We start from the raw sequence: 19,414 nt of genomic DNA, 5'->3' as shown, positions 1-19,414 counted from the left end.
AAGATGTCAGAATGACCAGGACAAACTGAACGATTTTTCGACATCCATAGGCCACCAAAGATCATTTCAGACCGTGCCTTGGTCTTAGGCGACACAAAAAGGTGGTGTGGCGCAGGCCGTGCGCCATTTGCCTTCGGAGATTTTCAATTCTGTAATCTTGCCGGGCTGAACTGTGATCTTCTGCGCGACTTTGATCCGCATATTGTGCTTTCACCGCTGGTTGGCGACGATTTTGATGTCGTTGAAGTTGCCATCATTCTTGCGCGTTTTGAATACAAAGGTCGCTACCGCGCCATTTCAACTTATGTGCCAAATCCCACAATCATTTGCGCAGAAGTCGCACACGCAGCGCCCGCTATTGATTTCGATCTTTTGGTTTTACCAGCTGGACCAATTACAAACGCTTAAGGCCCAATGCAAAGCGCGCCGCGTTCTCTTGGTAGTTCAGTGCCGAACGCCGCAGCCCTTCAATCGCCGTCTCGTCCAGCTCTCGCACAACTTTGCCCGGCGCGCCCATCACAAGCGACCCGTCGGGGATGTGTTTGCCTTCGGTGATGAGCGCCCCTGCCCCGATCAAGCAGTTTTTGCCGATCACAGCACCATTTAGAACAATCGCCCCAATGCCGATCAAGGTATTCTCGCCAATGGTACAGCCATGCAACATGACTTTGTGGCCAATTGTACAGCCCGCTCCGATCCGGAGCGGAAACCCCATGTCGGTGTGCATGACGCTGTTTTCTTGCACGTTCGTACCGGCACCAATGGTGATCCGTTCATTGTCGCCGCGCAACGTCGTGCCAAACCAGACAGAGGTTTTCGCCTCTAACGACACGTCACCGATCACATAGCATCCCGGTGCGATCCACGCATCATCTGCGACGATAGGGGACTTATCATTGAGGGTATAAAGGCTCATGTTCGGTCTCCGAACTCGGACTGTAATGTGCGCACATGATCCACCAGTTCCGGCTGTTGACTGCGGCGCAACCGCTCTGCGCCAATGATCGTTTTCAGCTGCGTTTCTGTGTGATCCAGATCGTCGTTGATCAAGACATAGTCATAACCGTCCCAATGACTTATCTCATCCCAGCTTTTCTGCATCCGGCCTTCGATAACCGCGTCATCATCCTTGCCACGGCTAATCAATCGTCGGTGCAACTCCGTAATCGACGGCGGCAGAATGAAAATCGATAGCACGCTGTCTTGTAACGAAGAGTTCTTGATTTGCTGCGCACCCTGCCAATCAATATCGAACAACACATCGCGCCCGTCCTCGATCGCGGCCTTCACAGGCGCTTTGGGCGAGCCATAGTAATTGCCAAAGACCCGCGCATGTTCCAGCATGTCGCCTTGATCGACTTGGCCGCGAAATTCTTCTTCCGAGACGAAATAGTAGTCTTCACCGTCAACTTCGCCCGCCCGCGGCGGCCTTGTGGTGGCTGAAACCGAGAACCGCAATGTGTCGTCCCAATCCCGCAGGCGTCCGGCTAGCGTGGATTTTCCCGCACCCGAAGGCGAGGACAAAATGATCAATAAACCGCGTCGGGACATCGTATTACTCCACGTTCTGGATTTGCTCGCGCAACTGGTCAATCACCGCCTTAAGGTCAAGTCCGATCGCAGTCAAAGGCGCGGCTTGCGCCTTGGCACACAGTGTATTTGCCTCGCGGTTGAACTCTTGCGACAGAAAATCAAGCTTGCGACCGGCGGGTTTGTCACTGCCTAGAAGCTCACGGGCAGCCGCCACATGCGCTTCTAGACGGTCGATTTCTTCAGTCACATCTGATTTGAGCGCCAAAACAGCCAGTTCTTGGGCAATCCGGGCAGCATCGACCTCTGCGACGTCTTCCATGACGCGGTGCAAAGCCGCAGTCAGGTTTGCGCGGACTTGTGGGGCACGCGCTTGCGCCGCATCTGCCGCTGCATCCGTCAAGGCTGCAATCTGGTCTAATTGTGCCGCCAAAACGGCCTCTAGGGCGGCACCTTCGCTGGCGCGCATTGCGACAAAATCCGCAACCAATGGCGCAATATCAGCCAGCAATGCCTGCGCCAACGCATCACCTGTATCTTCGGGCTTTCCGGTGATCAGCACACCGCGCTGCGCTAAAACATCTGCGGCCGTGGGCTGGCCCAAGGTCACGCCAATCGCGAAAGCACGCTCTTGCACTTGGTCCAACGCCCGCAAAATCGCGTCAAGCTGGGCTTCGTCGACCGCGAGTGTGCCTGCGATATCTTCACGCGAAAGCCGCAAGTTCACCGTGACATTGCCGCGCCCTAGCGCCCCATTCAGTGCCGCGCGCAATGCAGTTTCCAATCCGCCGATCCCGTCGGGAACACGCAGGCGGAGATCCAACCCTCGCGCATTTACACCCCGCATTTCCCAGCTCCAAGACAAAGTGCCAAGGCTGCCTGTCCGGTTTGCAAAAGCCGTCATGGAATGGGTCATCGGTTTACCTTTTTTCGGTGGTACGCGCACCTTTAGTCAATTCCCACACAGGGGCAAGACCTGCGCCCCGTTAGACAACTGTTAACCTTTTAACACTTTGTTAAGTGCTCAATGCGTTAAGTTTTGTTAAAAACTTTCTAACGAATTGGAATAAATTGTCTCAATCAAGAATTGCGACACCACACCTAAAGGACTGGCACATGGATATCATCGATCATCCCAACACAAGGACACCGCGCGTAACGCCCGCGTTAAACGATCCCATTCTGACCAGCCTTGAGCAATACTGGCGGACCCTGCGCCACGCGCGGCATATCCCTGCGCGCAATCATTTAAACCCGAGCAAGATCGACCATGCCCTGCCGCATGCCTTTATTTTGCAGCGTGTCGCACCCGGTACCGCGCGGTTTCGGGTCGCCGGACAGCGTATCTTCGAGATGCTGAAAATGGACGCACGCGGGATGCCGTTTTCGACGTTGTTCCATCCCGAAGCCCATGAAAAAATCGCCGACCTGATCGAGATTGCATTTGCAGAACCAGCGATCTTGGGACTGCCATTGGTATCCCAAAGCACATTGACGCGCCCCAAACTGCACGGCGCGATGCTTTTGCTGCCGATGCAAGACGACGCAGGTCAAACGACCCGTTTGCTGGGGGCATTCGCGACGCCCGACGCAGCGCAATCGCGCCCCCGCCGCTTTGGGATTAATTCCGAAATTCAAATACGGCATGACAGCCTAGGGCTAAAACTCGCGACGTCCCGCCTGCCCCATGCGGCGCCTGCACAAAGCAAAAGGCCGGACACATTGCTGCATCCGGCCCTCAAACTTGTCGTCAACAACGGCTGATTAGCTTGCTTTAGCCTGCTGCATTTTTGCGCGGCGGGCTGACAATTCTTCTGCAACCAGGAACGCCAGTTCAAGCGATTGGGACGCGTTCAAACGCGGGTCACAAGCTGTGTGATACCGATCCGACAGGTCCTCGTCCGTGACAGCGCGCACGCCGCCGGTGCATTCTGTGACGTCTTTGCCAGTCATCTCGAAATGCACACCGCCAGGGATCGTGCCTTCGGCATTATGGATTGCAAAGAATTCTTTGACTTCACGCAACACGCTTTCAAATGGACGGGTTTTATAACCTGTCGATGACTTGATCGTGTTGCCATGCATCGCGTCACAGGTCCAAACAACGTTTGCGCCTTCTTCTTGGACAGCTTTGACCAGACGCGGCAGATGTTCACCCACAGATCCGGCACCAAAGCGCGCAATCAATGTCAAACGCCCAGCTTCGTTGTTGGGGTTCAATGCCGCCATAAGCGCCTTAAGATGCCCTGTTGTCATCGAAGGACCGCACTTAAGGCCGATCGGGTTCTGCACACCTTTGCAGAATTCCACATGCGCACCGTCCGGCTGACGCGTACGGTCGCCGATCCAGATCATATGTCCGGAGCCCGCAAGCCACTTGCCAGAGGTCGAATCCAAACGGCAAAGGGCCTCTTCGTATTCCAGCAACAGCGCTTCGTGGCTGGTGTAGAAATCAACAGTCTGCAATTCGTGATTGGTTTCTGTCGTCAGTCCGGCGGCCTGCATGAAATCAAGCGTGTCACTGATGCGTTCAGCCATATCGCTATATTTCTTGACCTCGTTAGCGTCGGTAAAGCCCAACGTCCACTTGTGGACCTGATGCACATTGGCAAAACCACCCGTCGAGAACGCGCGCAGAAGGTTCAGTGTCGCGGCGGCTTGCAGATAGGCTTGCAGCATACGCTCGGGATCAGGGATGCGGCTTTCTGGTGTGAAATCAAAACCGTTGATGATGTCACCACGGTAGCTTGGCAATTCCACGCCATCCACAGTTTCCATCGGGGCTGAACGAGGCTTGGCCATTTGACCCGCCATGCGACCGACCTTAACCACAGGCACTTTTGCACCATAGGTCAGGACCATCGCCATTTGCAGCATCACTTTGAATGTGTCGCGAATGCCGTCTGCGTTGAACTCTGCAAAGCTTTCGGCACAATCGCCGCCTTGCAGCAAGAACGCGTCGCCACGACTAACCGCGGCCAGCTCTGCCTTGAGGTTACGCGCCTCGCCTGCAAAGACCAAAGGGGGATAGCTGGCAAGCCGCGCTTCGGCAGCTTTCAGGGCTGCAGCGTCAGTATAATCGGGCATCTGTACGCGGGGCTTTTTGCGCCAGTCAGATTTCTGCCAGTCAGTCATTGTCTTGCTCCATATTCAGGATCGGTTAGCGGTATCAGGGCTTGCGTATAACGCGGGCTGCGGGCCGCGCCAATGGTAAAAAAACGACGCATCAGTGGTGACTTTGAGCTATGCGCGGTGCTTTCCCTCTTGTGGGCCAAGTACAAACCTGTTGAGGTCTTTGCGCAATACCTGCCAACGGACCAAAGCGATGTCATTAGAATCCCATATTGTCGATGTAGACCATACCGGCAAGCCGCGTCGTTTTGTTTTCGCGCTCATGAATGACTTTACAATGCTGTGCTTTGCGGCTGCGGTTGAAAGCCTGCGTATCGCGAACCGGACTGCGGGCAAAGAGCTTTACACATGGAAAATCGTGGCCGAAGGCGGCCAAGATGCTGTCTGCTCGAACGGGTGCTCGTTCAAAGTTGACGATGATCTGGTGGAATTGGACCGCGACGATACAATTATGTTGTGTGGTGGTGTCGATGTGCAGAAAGCCACGACAAAACGCATTTTAAACTGGCTGCGTCGCGAAGCACGCCGCGGGGTCACAATTGCTGGCCTTTGTACGGCTGGATTTACGATGGCCAAGGCTGGGCTACTCGACGGCAAAAAAGCAACGATCCATTGGGAAAACCAAGACAGCTTTGCCGAAGAATTCGAAGATGTCGTGCTTACCAAATCTGTGTTTGTTGTTGATGGTAACCGGATCACAACGGCTGGCGGCACAGCATCGCTTGACCTCATGATCAAACTCATCGCCGATCACCATGGCGAAGACTTGGCCAATGCCGTCGCCGACATTCTGATTTACTCCGCGATCCGCACCGACCAAGACACCCAGCGTTTGTCGATCCCGACCCGCATTGGTGTGCGTCACCCAAAGCTAAGCCGTGTCATCCAGATGATGGAACAAAACATCGAAGAACCGATCAGCCCTGCGACTTTGGCCAAAGATGTCGGCATGTCGACACGGCAGTTGGAACGTCTATTCCGCCGTTATCTGTCACGCAGCCCAAAGCGTTACTATATGGAACTACGGCTGCAAAAAGCGCGGAACTTGCTGATGCAGACAGATATGACCGTGATCAACGTGGCCCTCGCCTGTGGTTTCGCGTCGCCATCGCATTTTTCAAAGTGCTACCGGTCGCACTACGACACAACACCTTACCGCGAGCGCGGCAGCCATGCGGCAAGGTTGTCGATTTAAAGCACAATCATTTTAGTGCGGTTGGGTCTTTTGACATAAGAACCGCTCGCAGACCAGCAATGCAGGAAAATTCACTCCTGTTGGGCCCTCTAAAGGCCAAATGACCTAGGGTTCCCACTTTCCTTTTGAAATCTCCCTGCTAAATTCGCCTTCAGGATAAAAATATCCAACTAGGGAGAATAAAAATGAAAAAACTACTCATGGCGACTTCTGCAGTTGCAATGATGGCAGGGTCAGCGTTTGCTGCCGGCCACACAGAAGAGGTAAAAATTGGTGTGATCTTGGGCTTTACGGGCCCACTTGAATCCATCACCCCAGCAATGGGCGCCGGCGCAGAGCTTGCAATGGCTGAAGTGACCGAATCCGGTCTACTTCTTGGCGGCGCAAAAGTAACGTCTGTGCGCGGCGACAGCACATGCATCGACGCCGGTGCAGCAACCGCTGCAGCTGAACGTCTGGTCACATCCGATGGCGTCAACGCAATTATGGGCGCTGACTGTTCCGGTGTTACTGGCGCGATCCTGCAAAACGTTGCACGCGCAAACGGTGTTGTGATGATTTCACCATCAGCCACATCCCCCGGTTTGTCCGACGCTGAAGACGACGGTTTGTTCTTCCGCACAGCGCCATCTGACGCGCGTCAAGGTGTCATCATCACGAACATCCTTCAGGATCGTGGCGTAAGCGAAGTCGCGTTGACCTACACAAACAACGACTACGGCAAGGGCCTTGCCGATGCGTTTCAAGCATCATTCGAAGCAGCTGGCGGCACAGTCACAATCACTGCAGCACATGAAGACGGCAAAGCCGACTATTCTGCAGAAGTTGGCGCATTGGCATCCGGCGGCGGCGAAGTTCTTGTTGTTGCGGGTTACGTTGACCAAGGTGGTTCGGGCATCATTCGCTCGGCACTCGACACGGGTGCGTTTGACACCTTCTACCTGCCAGACGGCATGGTCGGTGCGGTGCTGAACGATAACTTCGGTGCAGAACTGAACGGTTCGTACGGTGCTTACCCAGGTACAGACAACGCAGGCGCTGGCAAGTTCGTTGAGCTCGCTGCTGCTGCTGGTTTTGACGGCACAGGCGCGTTTTCACCAGAATCGTACGACGCTGCTGCGCTGATCATGTTGGCGATGCAGGCTGCGAATTCGGCTGACTCAGCTGATTTCAAAGACCACGTCTTTGACGTTGCAAACGCACCAGGCGTAGAAATCATGCCAGGTGAACTTGCAAAGGGCCTTGAGCTGCTCGCTGCTGGTACAGACATCGACTATGTTGGCGCATCTGCGGTTGAACTGATCGGACCAGGCGAATCTGCTGGTAACTATCAGGAAATCGAATTTGCTGACGGCGTATATTCGACAATCGGCTACCGTTAATCCTATCGATTAACCAAAGTACGGCGCGGGGACCCCTCGCGCCGTTCTGCCAAACAAAGCGCGCGTTAGACGTGCTCTAGGGGATAAATCATGATCGTCGTTGAAGATGTGGTCAAAACCTTTGGCGGCTTCCGGGCTGTTGATGGGGCAACGCTGAAAATCGAAGAAGGTTCTATAACCGGCTTGATCGGCCCTAATGGCGCTGGAAAGACGACTCTTTTCAATGTGATCGCGGGCGTTCTTAAACCTACGTCTGGCCGTGTTTCAATGATGGGCGCTGATATTACGGGCCTGCCACCGCATGAGTTGTTCCACAAAGGTTTGCTGCGGACCTTTCAAATCGCACATGAATTTTCATCCATGACCGTGCGCGAAAACTTGATGATGGTCCCCGGTGATCAATCAGGCGAAGTGCTTTGGAACACATGGTTCGGCCGCAAGCGGATCGCGAACGAAGAACGCGCCTTGCAAGCCAAAGCCGATGAAGTGATCGAGTTTCTAACGATCGAACACCTAAAGGAAGAAAAAGCCGGCAACCTGTCTGGTGGCCAGAAAAAGCTGTTGGAACTAGGCCGCACGATGATGGTCGACGCCAAGATCGTATTTCTGGACGAAGTCGGCGCGGGTGTGAACCGCACACTGCTCAACACCATTGGCGACGCGATCATTCGCCTGAACCAAGAACGTAACTATACATTCGTCGTGATCGAGCATGACATGGACTTTATCGGTCGCCTTTGTGATCCGGTGATTTGCATGGCTGAAGGTCGCGTTTTGGCCGAAGGCACATTGGACGAGATCAAAGCAAACGAGCAAGTGATCGAGGCATACCTCGGCACCGGATTGAAAAACAAAGAAAAGGTGAGTGCGACATGAAATTCCTACTAACCATTCTGTTAGGGGCCATATTGGGCTCTGCCGCGACGTTCTACTATATCTATGTCAACCATGCAGACGTCACAGAACAAACGCTGATGCGTGATACGTTAACGACGTATGCGCCATTTTTAGCAGAGTACATCAACCCGTGAGTGATAATCCCTACCAGAACGCACGTGGCAACAAAGACCATTCAATCACCAAAGCCGGTGGAGGAACGCTTTCTGCCGCCAAGAATGGTCAGCGCGACAGCAAACCCCGCAGTGGCGAGCCGTTCTTGATTGGCGAGGCAATGACGGGTGGATATGGCAAAGGCCCAGATATCCTTCACAGTTGCACAATCGCCGCCGAGAAAGGCGAAATCGCGGTGATTGTCGGCCCGAACGGCGCTGGTAAATCGACTGCGATGAAGGCTTTATTTGGCATGCTGAATGTCAACCAAGGCTCTGTCCGGCTTGATGGTGAAGACATTACCCATCTGACCCCACAGCAACGCGTTGTAAAAGGCATGGGGTTTGTGCCGCAGGTCGCGAATATCTTTACGTCGATGACGGTCGAAGAAAACCTTGAAATGGGCGCGTTTATCCGCCGCGATGATTTTCGCGATACGATGACGCAAATCTATGATCTGTTCCCTATCCTCAAGGAAAAGCGCAATCAGGCCGCTGGTGAATTGTCTGGCGGCCAACGCCAGCAAGTTGCTGTGGGTCGTGCGCTGATGACACAGCCCAAGGTTCTGATGCTGGACGAACCCACCGCGGGTGTGTCGCCCATCGTGATGGACGAATTATTTGACCGGATTATCGAAGTTGCCCGTACGGGTATCCCGATTCTGATGGTTGAACAGAACGCCCGCCAAGCGCTTGAAATTGCTGATAAAGCATATGTTTTGGTGCAAGGCCGCAATGCCCATACCGGAACGGGTAAACAACTGTTGGCTGACCCCGAAGTCCGCCGCAGCTTCTTGGGCGGATGATCAAAATGCCAGCCCTTCTTTGTGCCACTCTCGCCGGACCCGTAGTTGCGGAAGTCGTCACTTGCGACTTATCGGGCACGGCTGTCCAGTTTGAAATCGACCGTGCGCAATTTGCACCTGCCGTTGATTTGGCCGAACCACCGCGCCGCCGCATCACTACCGTACAAATGGGCGATGCCCAATTCCCTGCCGAACCCATTATGATGGGCGATGTGCGCGGGTTTTGGGCCGAAGGGCTTGCCGGATCAGATGTGATGATGGTGATGCAAGCTGACGGATCGGCTGTCTACGCTGATACACGCGCAGGCACGCGCCTGACGGGCACCTGCGAGGTGATGCAATGACGACTGATAATACACTTAATGCCAAGGAACTTGTGTAGATGGATTTTCTAAACGCAATCGTCGCCTTCGCGAACTTTGTCTTCGTGCCGGGTCTGGCTTATGGCGCGCAGCTTGCCATTGGCGCGCTGGGGGTCACGATGATCTACGGCATCTTGCGGTTCTCGAACTTTGCGCATGGCGACACAATGGCCTTTGGCACAGCGATCACGATCATGTTCACAACCGCATTTATCAGCATGGGCATCACCTTTGGGCCGCTGCCGACTGCACTACTGGCCCTGCCCTTTGGCATTGGTGCCACGATCTTGCTGCTGCTAGGCACAGACTGGGCTGTTTACAAATTCTACCGCGAACAAAAGGCCAAACCGGTGATCCTTGTGATTGTATCGATGGGCGTGATGTTTGTGATGAACGGGATCGTGCGTTTTATTATCGGTGTACGTGATATTCAGTTTGCGGATGGTGAGCGTTTCATCATCACTGCGCGTGAATTCAAGGAAATGACCGGTCTCGAAGAAGGTCTGGCCATCAAAACCACGCAAGCGTTGACCGTCGTTGTAGCCTTTATCGTTATGGCGCTGCTGTTCTGGTTCCTGAACAAGACCCGCACCGGAAAATCTATGCGCGCATTTTCAGACAACGAAGACCTTGCGTTGCTGTCAGGCATCAACCCTGATTGGGTTGTTAAGGTCACATGGATGATCGTTGCCGCCCTCGCGACAACCGCGGGCGTGCTTTACGGTCTGGATAAATCATTCAAGGCGTTCACCTATTTTCAGCTGCTCCTGCCAATTTTCGCAGCCGCGATCGTGGGCGGCCTTGGCAACCCGCTAGGCGCAATCGCAGGAGGTTTCGTGATCGCATTTAGCGAAGTCACCATCACCTATGCCTGGAAAAAGGTGCTGGTCTATATGATGCCAGAAAACCTCGAGCCCGATGGCCTCGTCCAGTTATTATCAACCGACTACAAATTCGCCGTCAGCTTTGCGATCCTAATTATCGTGCTGCTGTTCAAGCCCACAGGTCTGTTCAAGGGGCAATCCGTATGAATACCGCTGTCAAAGATACCGCACTTTTCGGCGTTGTCGCCGTCCTGTTGATCGGCACGGGGATTGTCCAAGGTTGGAACTCTGCTTTGTTGATCCTGAATATGGGTCTGATTTCCGCGATTATGGCGCTGGGTGTCAACCTTCAATGGGGCTTTGCGGGCCTGTTCAACATCGGTGTGATGGGCTTTGTCGCACTTGGTGGATTGGCGACTGTGCTGGTGTCCTCTGAACCTGTTCCAGAAGCATGGCAAGCTGGTGGATTGCGTATTTTCGCAGGTCTGGCGCTGGGTGCTTTGACGGTCGTCGCAGCAGTCAAGGCGCAGCAGCATTTCAAAGGCCGCACGAAGACAATCGTAACACTGGTTATTCTGATCGGCGGTTTCTTTCTTTATCGCGGTGTCTTTGACCCCGGCAAAGAGGCGGTCGAGGCTGTGAACCCTGCCCTCACCGGATATTTGGGCGGTCTGAACTTGCCAATTATCCTAAGCTGGCCAGTTGGCGGCTTGTTGGCTGCAGGTGCGGCGTGGGTCATTGGCAAAACGGCCCTTGGTCTGCGGTCCGATTACCTTGCGATTGCGACCCTCGGTATCGCAGAGATCATTATCGCTGTGCTAAAGAACGAAGACTGGCTGGCGCGCGGTGTTAAGAACGTCGTCGGACTGGACAGCCCCGTCCCTGATGCAATTTCACTTCAGAGTGATCCGGCCTTTGTCGAACGTGCACTTAGCTTTGGTCTTGAACCAGTTGTGGCCTCAACACTTTATAACAAAGCGGGTTACGCTATCTTGTTCACAATCGTGCTGCTGATCCTGCTTTGGCTGGCACAAAACGCGCTAAAAAGCCCATGGGGCCGGATGATGCGCGCGATCCGCGACAATGAAACCGCCGCCGAAGCGATGGGCAAAGACGTCACCGCACGCCATTTGCAGATTTTCATTCTGGGTTCCGCGATTTGCGGCATTGCCGGTGCAATGATGACAACGCTTGATGGTCAATTGACCCCCGGGACATATCAGCCTCTGCGTTTCACCTTCCTTGTCTGGGTCATGGTGATCGTTGGTGGGTCCGGTAACAACTTTGGCGCGGTCCTTGGTGGCATGTTGATTTGGTGGCTTTGGGTGCAGGTTGAACCACTGGGCCTTGGCCTGATGAATATCCTCAGCAGCGGTCTTGAAGATGGCAGTGACCTAAAAGAGCGGATGATTGAATCCGCTGCCCACATGCGTTTGCTGACGATGGGTTTGGTGCTGCTTCTGGTCCTCAGGTTTAGCCCACGCGGATTGATCCCAGAAAGATAACCGCGCCCTCATGCGGGTAACGGCATTCAGGGCCAGAGGATTACTTGTCCTCTGGCCCTGTCCTGTTAGAACAGAGGCGTAACACCGACCCGAGGGCCACATGGCATTTATCTTCCGCTGGCTTGTCCGGCTTGCCTCTGCATTGATCGTCATCGGCGTCGCGTCTATCGCCTTGGCCTATTATTTCGCGTCGCGGTCGTTGCCTGAATATAGCGGCACACGCGAAGTTGCGGGCATCACGGCGCCCGTAGAAATCGTGCGCAACAATGCCAACGTCCCGCATATTTTCGGGCAAACAAACGACGACGTATTTTATGCGCTTGGCTTTGCCCACGCACAGGACCGCATGTGGCAAATGACGATGCTGCGCCGCACCGCCCAAGGACGGCTGTCCGAACTATTTGGCGAACGGACACTTGGCATCGACGAAGTATTGCGCCGCTATGATCTTTACCCGCTTGCCGTATCGTCTGTTGCCGCACAGACCGACGAAACCAAGTCTGCACTGACGGCCTATGCCGCAGGTGTGAACGCGTGGTTGGGTGCTGTAAACGCCGGATCACGCGGGCGCGGTGCGCCTGAAATGTGGCTGTTCAATCATCCGGTTTCACCGTGGGTGCCTGCAGATTCTATTGCGATCTTGAAGCTTATGGCGCTTGATCTTACATCGAGCCTTGACGAAGAAGTCCTGCGCGCGCGCACGTCGTTGTTGCTTGGGTCCGACCGCGTCAAAGATATCTTGCCTGATGATCCGACTAGCGCGCTTGCGGCTTTGCCTGCCTACGCAAGCCTTGTTCCGGATGTGCCCCGCTTTATGCCAAACATGCGGCTTGCTTATGATCCGCTATCGCCGATCAACCCGCGCGGCTTAAGTGGCGCGTCAAACGCGTGGGCTGCCAGTGCCGGACGCTCTGCCACCGGATCGACCTTGCTGGCCAACGATCCCCATCTGGGCCTGACAGCACCTTCAATCTGGTACCTTGCGCGGCTCGAGCTGGAATCAGGTGGTGTCATCGGCGGCACAATTCCAGGTATGCCTGTAATTCTGTCGGGGCGCAGTGACACGGTCGGTTGGGGCCTGACAAGCGCGTCAGTCGATGACCAAGATATCTTTATCGAAGAAGTGAACCCCGAAAATCCAAGCGAATATCGGGGCCCCGATGGTTGGGTGCCGTTCCGCACGCGTGACAGTATTATCCGGCTGAAAGATGCCCCTGCCGTGACGCTGCAACTGCGTTGGACAGCGAACGGGCCTGTTATGCCACGTGGCCAATATGATCTTGGCACGATTACCCCTGCGGGCCATGTGGCTTCGGTGGCTTGGACAGCACTTTCCGGACGCGACACATCCATGTCGGCAGCGCTTGCGATCACGAAATCACGGTCTGTCGAGGACGCAATCACCGCAGGCCGCGACTTTATTGCCCCTGCCATGAACTTGACGTTGGCGGACCGTAACCGGGTGGCAATGCAAACGATTGGCGCGCTGCCAGCCCGAGATGCAGCCCATCAAAGCCAAGGGCGCCTGCCCTCGTTCGGATACCTTCCGGAAAACCGCTGGCAAGGGCGGTTCCCCTATGAAGACAACCCACAGTTTCTGGACCCCGAAGGCGGCATCATCGGCAATACAAACAACAAGACAGTAGATCGCCCGTTTCCACGCCACGTCACCCATGTCTGGGGTGACACGCAGCGCATAAATCGCTGGCGCCGTTTGATGCAAGCCCGCGAAGTCCACACGCGCGACAGCTTTATCGAGGCGCAACTGGATACGGTCAGCTTTGCAGCTCTTACTCTCTCAACGCTGATGGGTGCTGATTTGTGGTTCACAGGCGATGCCGCCCCCTTGGGCACACCGGAACGACGCAGGCAAGATGCGCTCGGTCTGCTGTCAGCGTGGAACGGTGAAATGAATGAACACCTGCCAGAACCGCTGATTTATGCGGCATGGGTGCGCGCCTTTCAGCAGCGCCTGATCCGCGATGAACTGGGGCCTTTGGCCTCTGAATTCACTCATGTCGACCCGATTTTCATCGAACGCGTCTTTCGCGATATTGATGGGGCTGGCATCTGGTGTGACGTGATCCAGTCTGCTCCGGTTGAAACCTGCACCGATATCGCACGCCAGTCTTTGGACGATGCGCTGATCTGGATTGCCGAAAATCACGGCGAGGCAGTCGAGGCGGTCCGCTGGGGCGATGCACATGTCGCGACCCATGATCATCCTGTCCTTGGCAGCACGCCATTGCTGGAATGGGTTGTGAACATCCGCCAATCAACCAGTGGCGGCGATCATACATTGCAGCGCGCCAAGACGTCAGGACGCGATCCTGATCCGTTCCAGAACGTGCATGCGGCGGGCTATCGCGGCGTCTATGACTTTGCCGATCCGGACAGTTCGGTGTTTATCATCTCAACAGGTCAATCGGGGCATCCGCTGTCGCGGCATTACGATAACCTGGGCGAGCTGTGGCGGCGGGGTGAATATATCCCGATGTCGCTTGATCCTGATCTGGCAAGGGCCGCAGCGGTCGGTGTGACGGTGCTGGAACCTGTGAACTAGGGTCTGTCTTCTTTCGCGGCTTGCGCGTCTTTCTTACGCAAGTCTTCGTACATACCAGCAAAGACTTTCTGTACAAGATCAGCCAAGGCGCGCGCATCTTCTTCGACCAACCCATCCGTCGCGATTGGCGGGCCAAAACGGACATAGACTGTGCCCGGCTTTGCGCGCAATGATGGAAAAGGCATGATGTGATGCCCGCCAAAGAAGGCCGCTGGCACAATGGGTGCTTGCGCCCTGATCGCAATCAGGCTCGCGCCGATCTTGAACCGCCCCACACCGTCAATTCCGACAATCCGGCCTTCGCCACCCCAGCCGACCCGTTCACCGTCTTTGACCGCAGCAACGATTTTTTCCAGCAGCTTATCAGTCCCCGCACGATTACCACGCGGAACAAGTTCAAATCCGGCCATCTCCATCGCGGCCCGTCCATGGGGGAAATAGGCATAAATATCTGCGGCACCAACGCGGTCAATGTAGGGCCACATCACCAGCGGGAACACAGCGACATCCATGAATGACGCCTCGTTATAACAAAGCACATAGACATCATCGATTGTCGGAGGCGTGCCATCAACCACGATCTTTACGCCACATCGCTGAATGAATTTCGCAATATGCACATTCATCATAGCGCGTGCTTCGTCTTTGTTTTGCGCATGCCGTACAATGCGCATATTCACAAACGGGACCCCGACAAGCCACATAGCGGATGCCCATGCACCGCGGAAAACTTCTGCTATGGTGCCCATACAGTTACCACGTTTCGGACCCTTGATCGATTGATCTGGATTGACGGTACAGAAAGCCTGCAGCGCTCGCAACGTTGGTGTGATTGTCGGTTGGCCGACGCTTCAGAGCCGCACGAAACGTTCTTTTTGAAGCTGGGTCCAGAACACTGTCATCGCATATCCGGTTTCGGTCTGCGTATCTTCAGTCACCACGCCCGCCTCGAACAGCCAGGCACGCTTGCGCCCGTCTGCAAACGTCAGCGCAAGATGTTCTTCGCTCCGTGGATCTTTCAGCTTATCCGGAATAGCAGCCAAAAGATCGTCCATCCCCTCGCCAGTGATCGCAGAAACGGCATAGAGATCGTCGGTGCGCGCAGCTTGCGTCAGAACAGCATCGCGCGCATCGCCATCCAAAAGGTCAACCTTGTTCCAAAGCTCGATCATTGGAGCTTCTTCGGCGACCCCAAGGCTTTGCAAGATCTTCATCACGTCTTTGGATTGTTCTTCGGTTTGTGGATGGCTGATATCGCGGACGTGGACGATTAAATCAGCGTCCAGCACTTCTTCTAGGGTTGCGCGAAATGCGGCCACCAATTCGGTCGGCAAATCGCTGATAAAACCAACGGTGTCAGACATGATGATCTCGTCACCCGTGGGCAGCGTGATTTTGCGCATCGTCGGATCAAGCGTCGCAAAAAGCATGTCTTTGGCGAAAACTGATGCCCCCGTCAGGCGGTTGAACAAGGTCGATTTGCCTGCGTTCGTATACCCAACCAAAGCGACAATCGGAAATGGCACCTTGGCACGTGCAGCACGGTGCAATTCACGGGTTTTCACGACTTTGGCCAATTGTTTGCGCAAGCGATTCAATTGATCATCAATGGCGCGTCGGTCGGCCTCGATCTGGGTTTCACCCGGACCACCCACGAACCCAAGCCCGCCACGCTGGCGTTCAAGGTGGGTCCAAGCCCGCACCAATCGCGTACGCTGATAGGACAACGCCGCCATTTCAACCTGCAACACACCTTCGGATGTGCGCGCGCGGTCGCTAAAAATCTCGAGGATCAAACCGGTGCGATCCAGAAGTTTCACGCCCCAGTCTTTTTCAAGATTGCGCTGCTGCACCGGCGTGACATTTCCGTCGATCAAGACCAGCTCGACCTCGGCATCATGGAAAATTTCTTTGAGTTCTGCAATCTTGCCTTTGCCAAACAGCTTACCGGGATGGATACGCGGCAACCGTACGACGGTCGCACCCACGACTTCCAAATTCGGCAAAGCGTCAGCTAAAGCGACACCTTCTTCCAACGCGGGTTCGGCTGCCCGGCGGGATTGGTCGGACTTCAGATCTGGGTGCAACACCCAAGCCCGTGTGAGGGGCCGATCATGTTCAAGCAATGCTATTCTTCACCTTCATAAAGGCTAATTGGCTGTGATGGCATGATCGTCGAGATCGCGCTCTTATACACAAGCTGGGACTGGCCGTCGCGGCGCAAAAGCACGCAAAAGCTGTCGAACCACGTGATGACACCCTGCAACTTTACGCCGTTGACCAAGAAAATGGTGACAGGCACCTTGGCTTTGCGGACGTGATTTAGGAATGCATCTTGCAGATTTGCTTTATCGGCGGCCATAACGACACCCTCTTGTTTCTTATTATTTGGGCCGGACATGGGCCAATTAGGATAAAATGCAGTATGTCGCGGCCATGGGAGAGTTTCCACCCCCAAAATACACTTTAGATGCGGGTGCTTAGCGTTGCCAAATCTCGGGGTTAAACAGGGCAATAATCGCCAAAGTCTCAAGACGCCCCAAGATCATCGCACCTGCAAGGATCACCTTGGCGGCATCGGGAATGCCCGAATAGGCAATCGGCGTTTCTGCGGCGACCGATGCCAAGGGGCCCGTGGTTGACAAAGCGGATACCGACAGCACGATTGCCGTCTCAAACTGGACCCCTGTTAGGGACAACATCACCATGACAGCCGCGATGCTGAGCGCGAAAAGCATAAAGAATACCCACGATATATAGGCACCTTGTTTGCGGATGCGGCGCGCGTCCTTGCCACCCCCACCGATCGAGGACGGATGCAGCAGTCGTGCTTGTTCGCGTTCGCCGTGTCGGTAAAGCGCATAGATGCGCAGCAGTTTCACCCCACCCGCAGTGGTCGCAACCCCGCCCCCAATCAACGCCATCCCAATTAGAAATAGGCCCGGTGTGTTGAGCCCCGACCACGTCGCAGCACCACCCCAAAATCGCGATTCAAACCCTGTGGTCGTCAGGAACGATGTGACCGTAAACAAAGCCCCCCAAAGCGCGCCTGCAATCTGTCGAACGCTTGCCGCTGTCTGCCCCTCGGCAGCCCCGACAAAGTGGCGCGCAAACAACAAAAACGTGACCGTGCCAATCAACACAAGCGCTGTGATGAATTCAGGATCGCGGCGCAAACCTCTGTCGCTTTCACCGATCAGGCCGCGACTAAAGGTCAATCGCGACAGCGCAAATATGAAGAAACACATGATCAGCACTTCACCCCAGAACCGCGAAGCTGCAAAATAAAGCCCGCCAATCGGCGAAATACCCGAGGTCGACAGCGTCGACATCGCATGTATCAAGGCGATGTAAGGCACTTCGCCCACAATCACCAACCCGACCCAAAGCATGGCCGTGAGCCCGATATAAATCGGGGTCAGTGACAGCGTATAGCGCACCAAGCGCTCTGACGGGTCAGCGATCCGGCCAATTTGCGTGAACGATCCACGCGCGCCCTTGCCTGCTCCGCCGGTAGCGCGAACCTCAAAACCACCGAGGTTCATTGGTGCAAAAATCGACACGGCTGTGACCCAGACCAGCAAACCACCCATCCAGCCTACAAGGCCGCGCCACAGATGCTGCGATGACGTTAACCGTGCAGCAGTGTCATAGACCGTGGCCCCTGTGGTGGTGAAACATGACACCATTTCGAACCAGGCATTCAGGAATGTGGTGTTGCCCAATGCTTCGTAGAACGGGACCGCAAACATCAAAGGCAGCACGCTAAATGCAGCCAAAAGCCCGACCAACTGACTGCGCGCTACACTCACCGGCGCATGGCCCGCCGTGGCCAGCCCAATCAAGCTGGTCAAAAACCCGCACAGGATAAAGCCGTAAAAGAACACGCGCATCGTGTTATAATCGCCCGTGACTGCGGCGTGCGCCGCAGGCACCAGCATAGCGCAAGACCCCAAGCCCATCAGGACCACGAAAAACGGCAGGCGGACAATCCAGTTCATTCAGAAAAAGTCGATCGAAACCTGCAAAAGTCGCTCGACCTCGGGGACGTCTTCGGACATCGCGAAAATCGCAATCACGTCGCCTTCTTCGATCCGTGTCTCGCCGGTGGGACGGATGACTTTGCCTTGTTTCATAAGCCCGCCGATCAATGTGCCTTCGGGAAACGAGATATCTTTAACCTTTTGGCCCGAGATCGGTGAGGTGCCCAACACTTGCGCTTCGATAATCTCGGCCTCGGCATCCCCGATGGAATAGACCTCGCGGACCCGCCCGTGACGAATGTGACGCAAGATCGAACTGACCGTCGTTGCGCGCGGGCTGATATAGGCGTCGATATCCAGCGGCCCCATCAACGGCACCAGCGTTGGATCGTTGATCAATGTAATCGCCATTTTGCAGCCCATTTCTTTGGCGCGCACCGACGCCAGAAGATTGGTTTTATCATCATCGGTAACCGCGAGAACCGCATCCGCCGTCGCGATATTTGCCTCGTCAAGCAAACTACTGTCTAAACCATCGCCGTGCAGAACAATTGTCCGGTCCAGCATGTCAGCGGCGCGTTCTGCGAACTCTCGGTTCTTTTCAATCATCTTTACACGCACCCGCTCTGTGCGCGCCTCAAGCGCTTGCGCCACACCAAGGCCAACGTTTCCGCCACCAATAATGACGATACGTTCTTGTTTTTCCTGCTTTTTTCCAAAAATCTCAAGGGTACGGTTCATATCTTCAGTGTCGGTGAAGATATAGCAATCATCGCCAACGAAAATCTGGTCGCCCGCTGAAGGGGCAAAAAGCGCGCCGTCGCGCCGGATACCGACGACAATCGCACGCAGCGTTGAAAAAAGGTCCGTTAGCTGGCGCAGCGGCGTATTCACTACAGGGCAATCGTCGTCAATGGTAATCCCCAAAAGCTGCGCGCGCCCTTCGAGGAAACTTTCCGTGTCGAACGCAGCTGGTGCCGCCAACCGCTGCAAAGCAGCCTCTGCGACTTCGCGTTCCGGGGAAATAACAACGTCAATCGGCAGGTGATTGCGGCGGTAAAGGTCGGCATAGCTTGGTGCCAA

Annotated in this window: 20 protein-coding genes; 11 read left to right on the top strand and 9 right to left on the bottom strand. The window is 55.0% G+C overall.

The genetic code is table 11. The features are described from left to right. Positions 1 to 78: 78 nt before the first annotated feature. Positions 79 to 408 carry a hypothetical protein gene (locus tag QZ197_RS07490; RefSeq protein WP_296431246.1) on the top strand — a complete coding sequence of 110 codons (330 nt, stop codon included), beginning with the start codon at positions 79 to 81 and terminating at the stop codon, positions 406 to 408. Here the strand turns inward: QZ197_RS07490 and QZ197_RS07485 are convergent. Genes QZ197_RS07485 through QZ197_RS07475 form a run of 3 tightly spaced genes read right to left on the bottom strand, consistent with a single transcriptional unit; the run spans position 395 to position 2,446 of the window. Next, positions 395 to 916, bottom strand: coding sequence for a gamma carbonic anhydrase family protein (locus tag QZ197_RS07485; protein ID WP_296431245.1), 522 nt, complete (start codon positions 914 to 916; stop codon positions 395 to 397). The genes QZ197_RS07490 and QZ197_RS07485 overlap by 14 nt on opposite strands. After that, positions 913 to 1,551 (bottom strand): guanylate kinase, encoded by a 639-nt coding sequence (gmk, locus tag QZ197_RS07480; RefSeq protein WP_296431244.1) that lies wholly within the window; start codon positions 1,549 to 1,551, stop codon positions 913 to 915. Before gmk ends, QZ197_RS07485 begins: the two co-directional genes overlap by 4 nt. A 4-nt stretch (positions 1,552 to 1,555) precedes the next feature. Continuing rightward, the gene (locus QZ197_RS07475) at positions 1,556 to 2,446 is read right to left on the bottom strand and encodes a YicC/YloC family endoribonuclease (RefSeq protein ID WP_296431243.1); all 891 of its coding nucleotides are present in this window, start codon (positions 2,444 to 2,446) and stop codon (positions 1,556 to 1,558) included. Positions 2,447 to 2,646: 200 nt separating this feature from the next. On the opposite strand from QZ197_RS07475, the gene QZ197_RS07470 reads away from it, so the two are divergent. Continuing rightward, on the top strand, positions 2,647 to 3,294 hold the full coding sequence (locus tag QZ197_RS07470; RefSeq protein ID WP_296431241.1) for a PAS domain-containing protein: 648 nt from the start codon (positions 2,647 to 2,649) through the stop codon (positions 3,292 to 3,294). On the opposite strand, the gene QZ197_RS07465 is transcribed toward QZ197_RS07470, so the two are convergent. Then, entirely contained in the window at positions 3,295 to 4,665 is a 1,371-nt protein-coding gene (locus QZ197_RS07465; RefSeq protein ID WP_296431240.1) for a class II 3-deoxy-7-phosphoheptulonate synthase, read from the bottom strand. 190 nt (positions 4,666 to 4,855) lie between these two features. On the opposite strand from QZ197_RS07465, the gene QZ197_RS07460 reads away from it, so the two are divergent. The 9 genes from QZ197_RS07460 (at position 4,856) to QZ197_RS07420 (ending at position 14,348) form a co-directional block, all read left to right on the top strand. Beyond that, the gene (locus QZ197_RS07460) at positions 4,856 to 5,857 is read left to right on the top strand and encodes a GlxA family transcriptional regulator (RefSeq protein ID WP_296431239.1); all 1,002 of its coding nucleotides are present in this window, start codon (positions 4,856 to 4,858) and stop codon (positions 5,855 to 5,857) included. A gap of 185 nt (positions 5,858 to 6,042) precedes the next feature. Next, positions 6,043 to 7,239: an ABC transporter substrate-binding protein gene (locus QZ197_RS07455; RefSeq protein ID WP_296431238.1), complete on the top strand. Its 1,197-nt coding sequence runs from the start codon at positions 6,043 to 6,045 to the stop codon at positions 7,237 to 7,239. A 90-nt stretch (positions 7,240 to 7,329) separates the two neighbouring features. Next, complete coding sequence (locus tag QZ197_RS07450) at positions 7,330 to 8,115, top strand: ABC transporter ATP-binding protein (RefSeq protein ID WP_296431237.1); 786 nt, start codon at positions 7,330 to 7,332, stop codon at positions 8,113 to 8,115. Beyond that, the gene (locus QZ197_RS07445; RefSeq protein ID WP_296431236.1) at positions 8,112 to 8,270 is read left to right on the top strand and encodes a hypothetical protein; all 159 of its coding nucleotides are present in this window, start codon (positions 8,112 to 8,114) and stop codon (positions 8,268 to 8,270) included. The genes QZ197_RS07450 and QZ197_RS07445 overlap by 4 nt, the downstream gene beginning before the upstream one ends. Beyond that, the gene (locus QZ197_RS07440; protein ID WP_296431235.1) at positions 8,267 to 9,094 is read left to right on the top strand and encodes an ABC transporter ATP-binding protein; all 828 of its coding nucleotides are present in this window, start codon (positions 8,267 to 8,269) and stop codon (positions 9,092 to 9,094) included. Before QZ197_RS07445 ends, QZ197_RS07440 begins: the two co-directional genes overlap by 4 nt. Before the next feature lie 5 nt (positions 9,095 to 9,099). Beyond that, a complete protein-coding gene (locus tag QZ197_RS07435; RefSeq protein WP_296431234.1) occupies positions 9,100 to 9,438 on the top strand; it encodes a hypothetical protein in 339 nt (112 codons plus the stop codon). A gap of 38 nt (positions 9,439 to 9,476) precedes the next feature. After that, positions 9,477 to 10,487 carry a branched-chain amino acid ABC transporter permease gene (locus tag QZ197_RS07430; RefSeq protein ID WP_296431233.1) on the top strand — a complete coding sequence of 337 codons (1,011 nt, stop codon included), beginning with the start codon at positions 9,477 to 9,479 and terminating at the stop codon, positions 10,485 to 10,487. Further along, positions 10,484 to 11,785, top strand: coding sequence for a branched-chain amino acid ABC transporter permease (locus QZ197_RS07425; RefSeq protein ID WP_296431232.1), 1,302 nt, complete (start codon positions 10,484 to 10,486; stop codon positions 11,783 to 11,785). The genes QZ197_RS07430 and QZ197_RS07425 overlap by 4 nt, the downstream gene beginning before the upstream one ends. A gap of 100 nt (positions 11,786 to 11,885) precedes the next feature. Next, the gene (locus tag QZ197_RS07420) at positions 11,886 to 14,348 is read left to right on the top strand and encodes a penicillin acylase family protein (protein ID WP_296431231.1); all 2,463 of its coding nucleotides are present in this window, start codon (positions 11,886 to 11,888) and stop codon (positions 14,346 to 14,348) included. Here QZ197_RS07420 and QZ197_RS07415 read toward each other — a convergent pair. The 5 genes from QZ197_RS07415 to trkA all read right to left on the bottom strand — a co-directional run. Next, on the bottom strand, positions 14,345 to 15,052 hold the full coding sequence (locus tag QZ197_RS07415; protein WP_296431230.1) for a lysophospholipid acyltransferase family protein: 708 nt from the start codon (positions 15,050 to 15,052) through the stop codon (positions 14,345 to 14,347). The two genes, QZ197_RS07420 and QZ197_RS07415, sit on opposite strands and share 4 nt — an antisense overlap. A gap of 147 nt (positions 15,053 to 15,199) precedes the next feature. Beyond that, complete coding sequence (hflX, locus tag QZ197_RS07410) at positions 15,200 to 16,438, bottom strand: GTPase HflX (RefSeq protein WP_296431247.1); 1,239 nt, start codon at positions 16,436 to 16,438, stop codon at positions 15,200 to 15,202. A 38-nt stretch (positions 16,439 to 16,476) separates the two neighbouring features. Next, positions 16,477 to 16,710 (bottom strand): RNA chaperone Hfq, encoded by a 234-nt coding sequence (gene hfq, locus QZ197_RS07405; RefSeq protein ID WP_296431229.1) that lies wholly within the window; start codon positions 16,708 to 16,710, stop codon positions 16,477 to 16,479. A gap of 118 nt (positions 16,711 to 16,828) precedes the next feature. Next, on the bottom strand, positions 16,829 to 18,349 hold the full coding sequence (locus QZ197_RS07400; RefSeq protein WP_296431228.1) for a potassium transporter TrkG: 1,521 nt from the start codon (positions 18,347 to 18,349) through the stop codon (positions 16,829 to 16,831). Continuing rightward, the coding region (gene trkA / locus QZ197_RS07395; RefSeq protein ID WP_296431227.1) for a Trk system potassium transporter TrkA at positions 18,350 to 19,414 on the bottom strand (1,065 nt) is incomplete at its 5' end.

Source organism: Yoonia sp. (assembly GCF_017854415.1).
Lineage (GTDB): Bacteria > Pseudomonadota > Alphaproteobacteria > Rhodobacterales > Rhodobacteraceae > Yoonia.
This window is presented reverse-complemented; position numbering and strand designations above follow the sequence as displayed.

Excerpts from the sequence above, each read along its gene's own strand:
- QZ197_RS07485 (WP_296431245.1), bottom strand. The coding sequence starts at position 916 with ATGAGCCTTTATACCCTCAATGATAAGTCCCCTATCGTCGCAGATGAT.
- gmk (WP_296431244.1), bottom strand. The coding sequence starts at position 1,551 with ATGTCCCGACGCGGTTTATTGATCATTTTGTCCTCGCCTTCGGGTGCG.
- QZ197_RS07475 (WP_296431243.1), bottom strand. The coding sequence starts at position 2,446 with ATGACCCATTCCATGACGGCTTTTGCAAACCGGACAGGCAGCCTTGGC.
- QZ197_RS07470 (WP_296431241.1), top strand. The coding sequence starts at position 2,647 with ATGGATATCATCGATCATCCCAACACAAGGACACCGCGCGTAACGCCC.
- QZ197_RS07465 (WP_296431240.1), bottom strand. The coding sequence starts at position 4,665 with ATGACTGACTGGCAGAAATCTGACTGGCGCAAAAAGCCCCGCGTACAG.
- QZ197_RS07460 (WP_296431239.1), top strand. The coding sequence starts at position 4,856 with ATGTCATTAGAATCCCATATTGTCGATGTAGACCATACCGGCAAGCCG.
- QZ197_RS07455 (WP_296431238.1), top strand. The coding sequence starts at position 6,043 with ATGAAAAAACTACTCATGGCGACTTCTGCAGTTGCAATGATGGCAGGG.
- QZ197_RS07450 (WP_296431237.1), top strand. The coding sequence starts at position 7,330 with ATGATCGTCGTTGAAGATGTGGTCAAAACCTTTGGCGGCTTCCGGGCT.
- QZ197_RS07445 (WP_296431236.1), top strand. The coding sequence starts at position 8,112 with ATGAAATTCCTACTAACCATTCTGTTAGGGGCCATATTGGGCTCTGCC.
- QZ197_RS07435 (WP_296431234.1), top strand. The coding sequence starts at position 9,100 with ATGCCAGCCCTTCTTTGTGCCACTCTCGCCGGACCCGTAGTTGCGGAA.
- QZ197_RS07430 (WP_296431233.1), top strand. The coding sequence starts at position 9,477 with ATGGATTTTCTAAACGCAATCGTCGCCTTCGCGAACTTTGTCTTCGTG.
- QZ197_RS07425 (WP_296431232.1), top strand. The coding sequence starts at position 10,484 with ATGAATACCGCTGTCAAAGATACCGCACTTTTCGGCGTTGTCGCCGTC.
- QZ197_RS07420 (WP_296431231.1), top strand. The coding sequence starts at position 11,886 with ATGGCATTTATCTTCCGCTGGCTTGTCCGGCTTGCCTCTGCATTGATC.
- QZ197_RS07415 (WP_296431230.1), bottom strand. The coding sequence starts at position 15,052 with ATGTGGCTTGTCGGGGTCCCGTTTGTGAATATGCGCATTGTACGGCAT.
- hfq (WP_296431229.1), bottom strand. The coding sequence starts at position 16,710 with ATGGCCGCCGATAAAGCAAATCTGCAAGATGCATTCCTAAATCACGTC.
- QZ197_RS07400 (WP_296431228.1), bottom strand. The coding sequence starts at position 18,349 with ATGAACTGGATTGTCCGCCTGCCGTTTTTCGTGGTCCTGATGGGCTTG.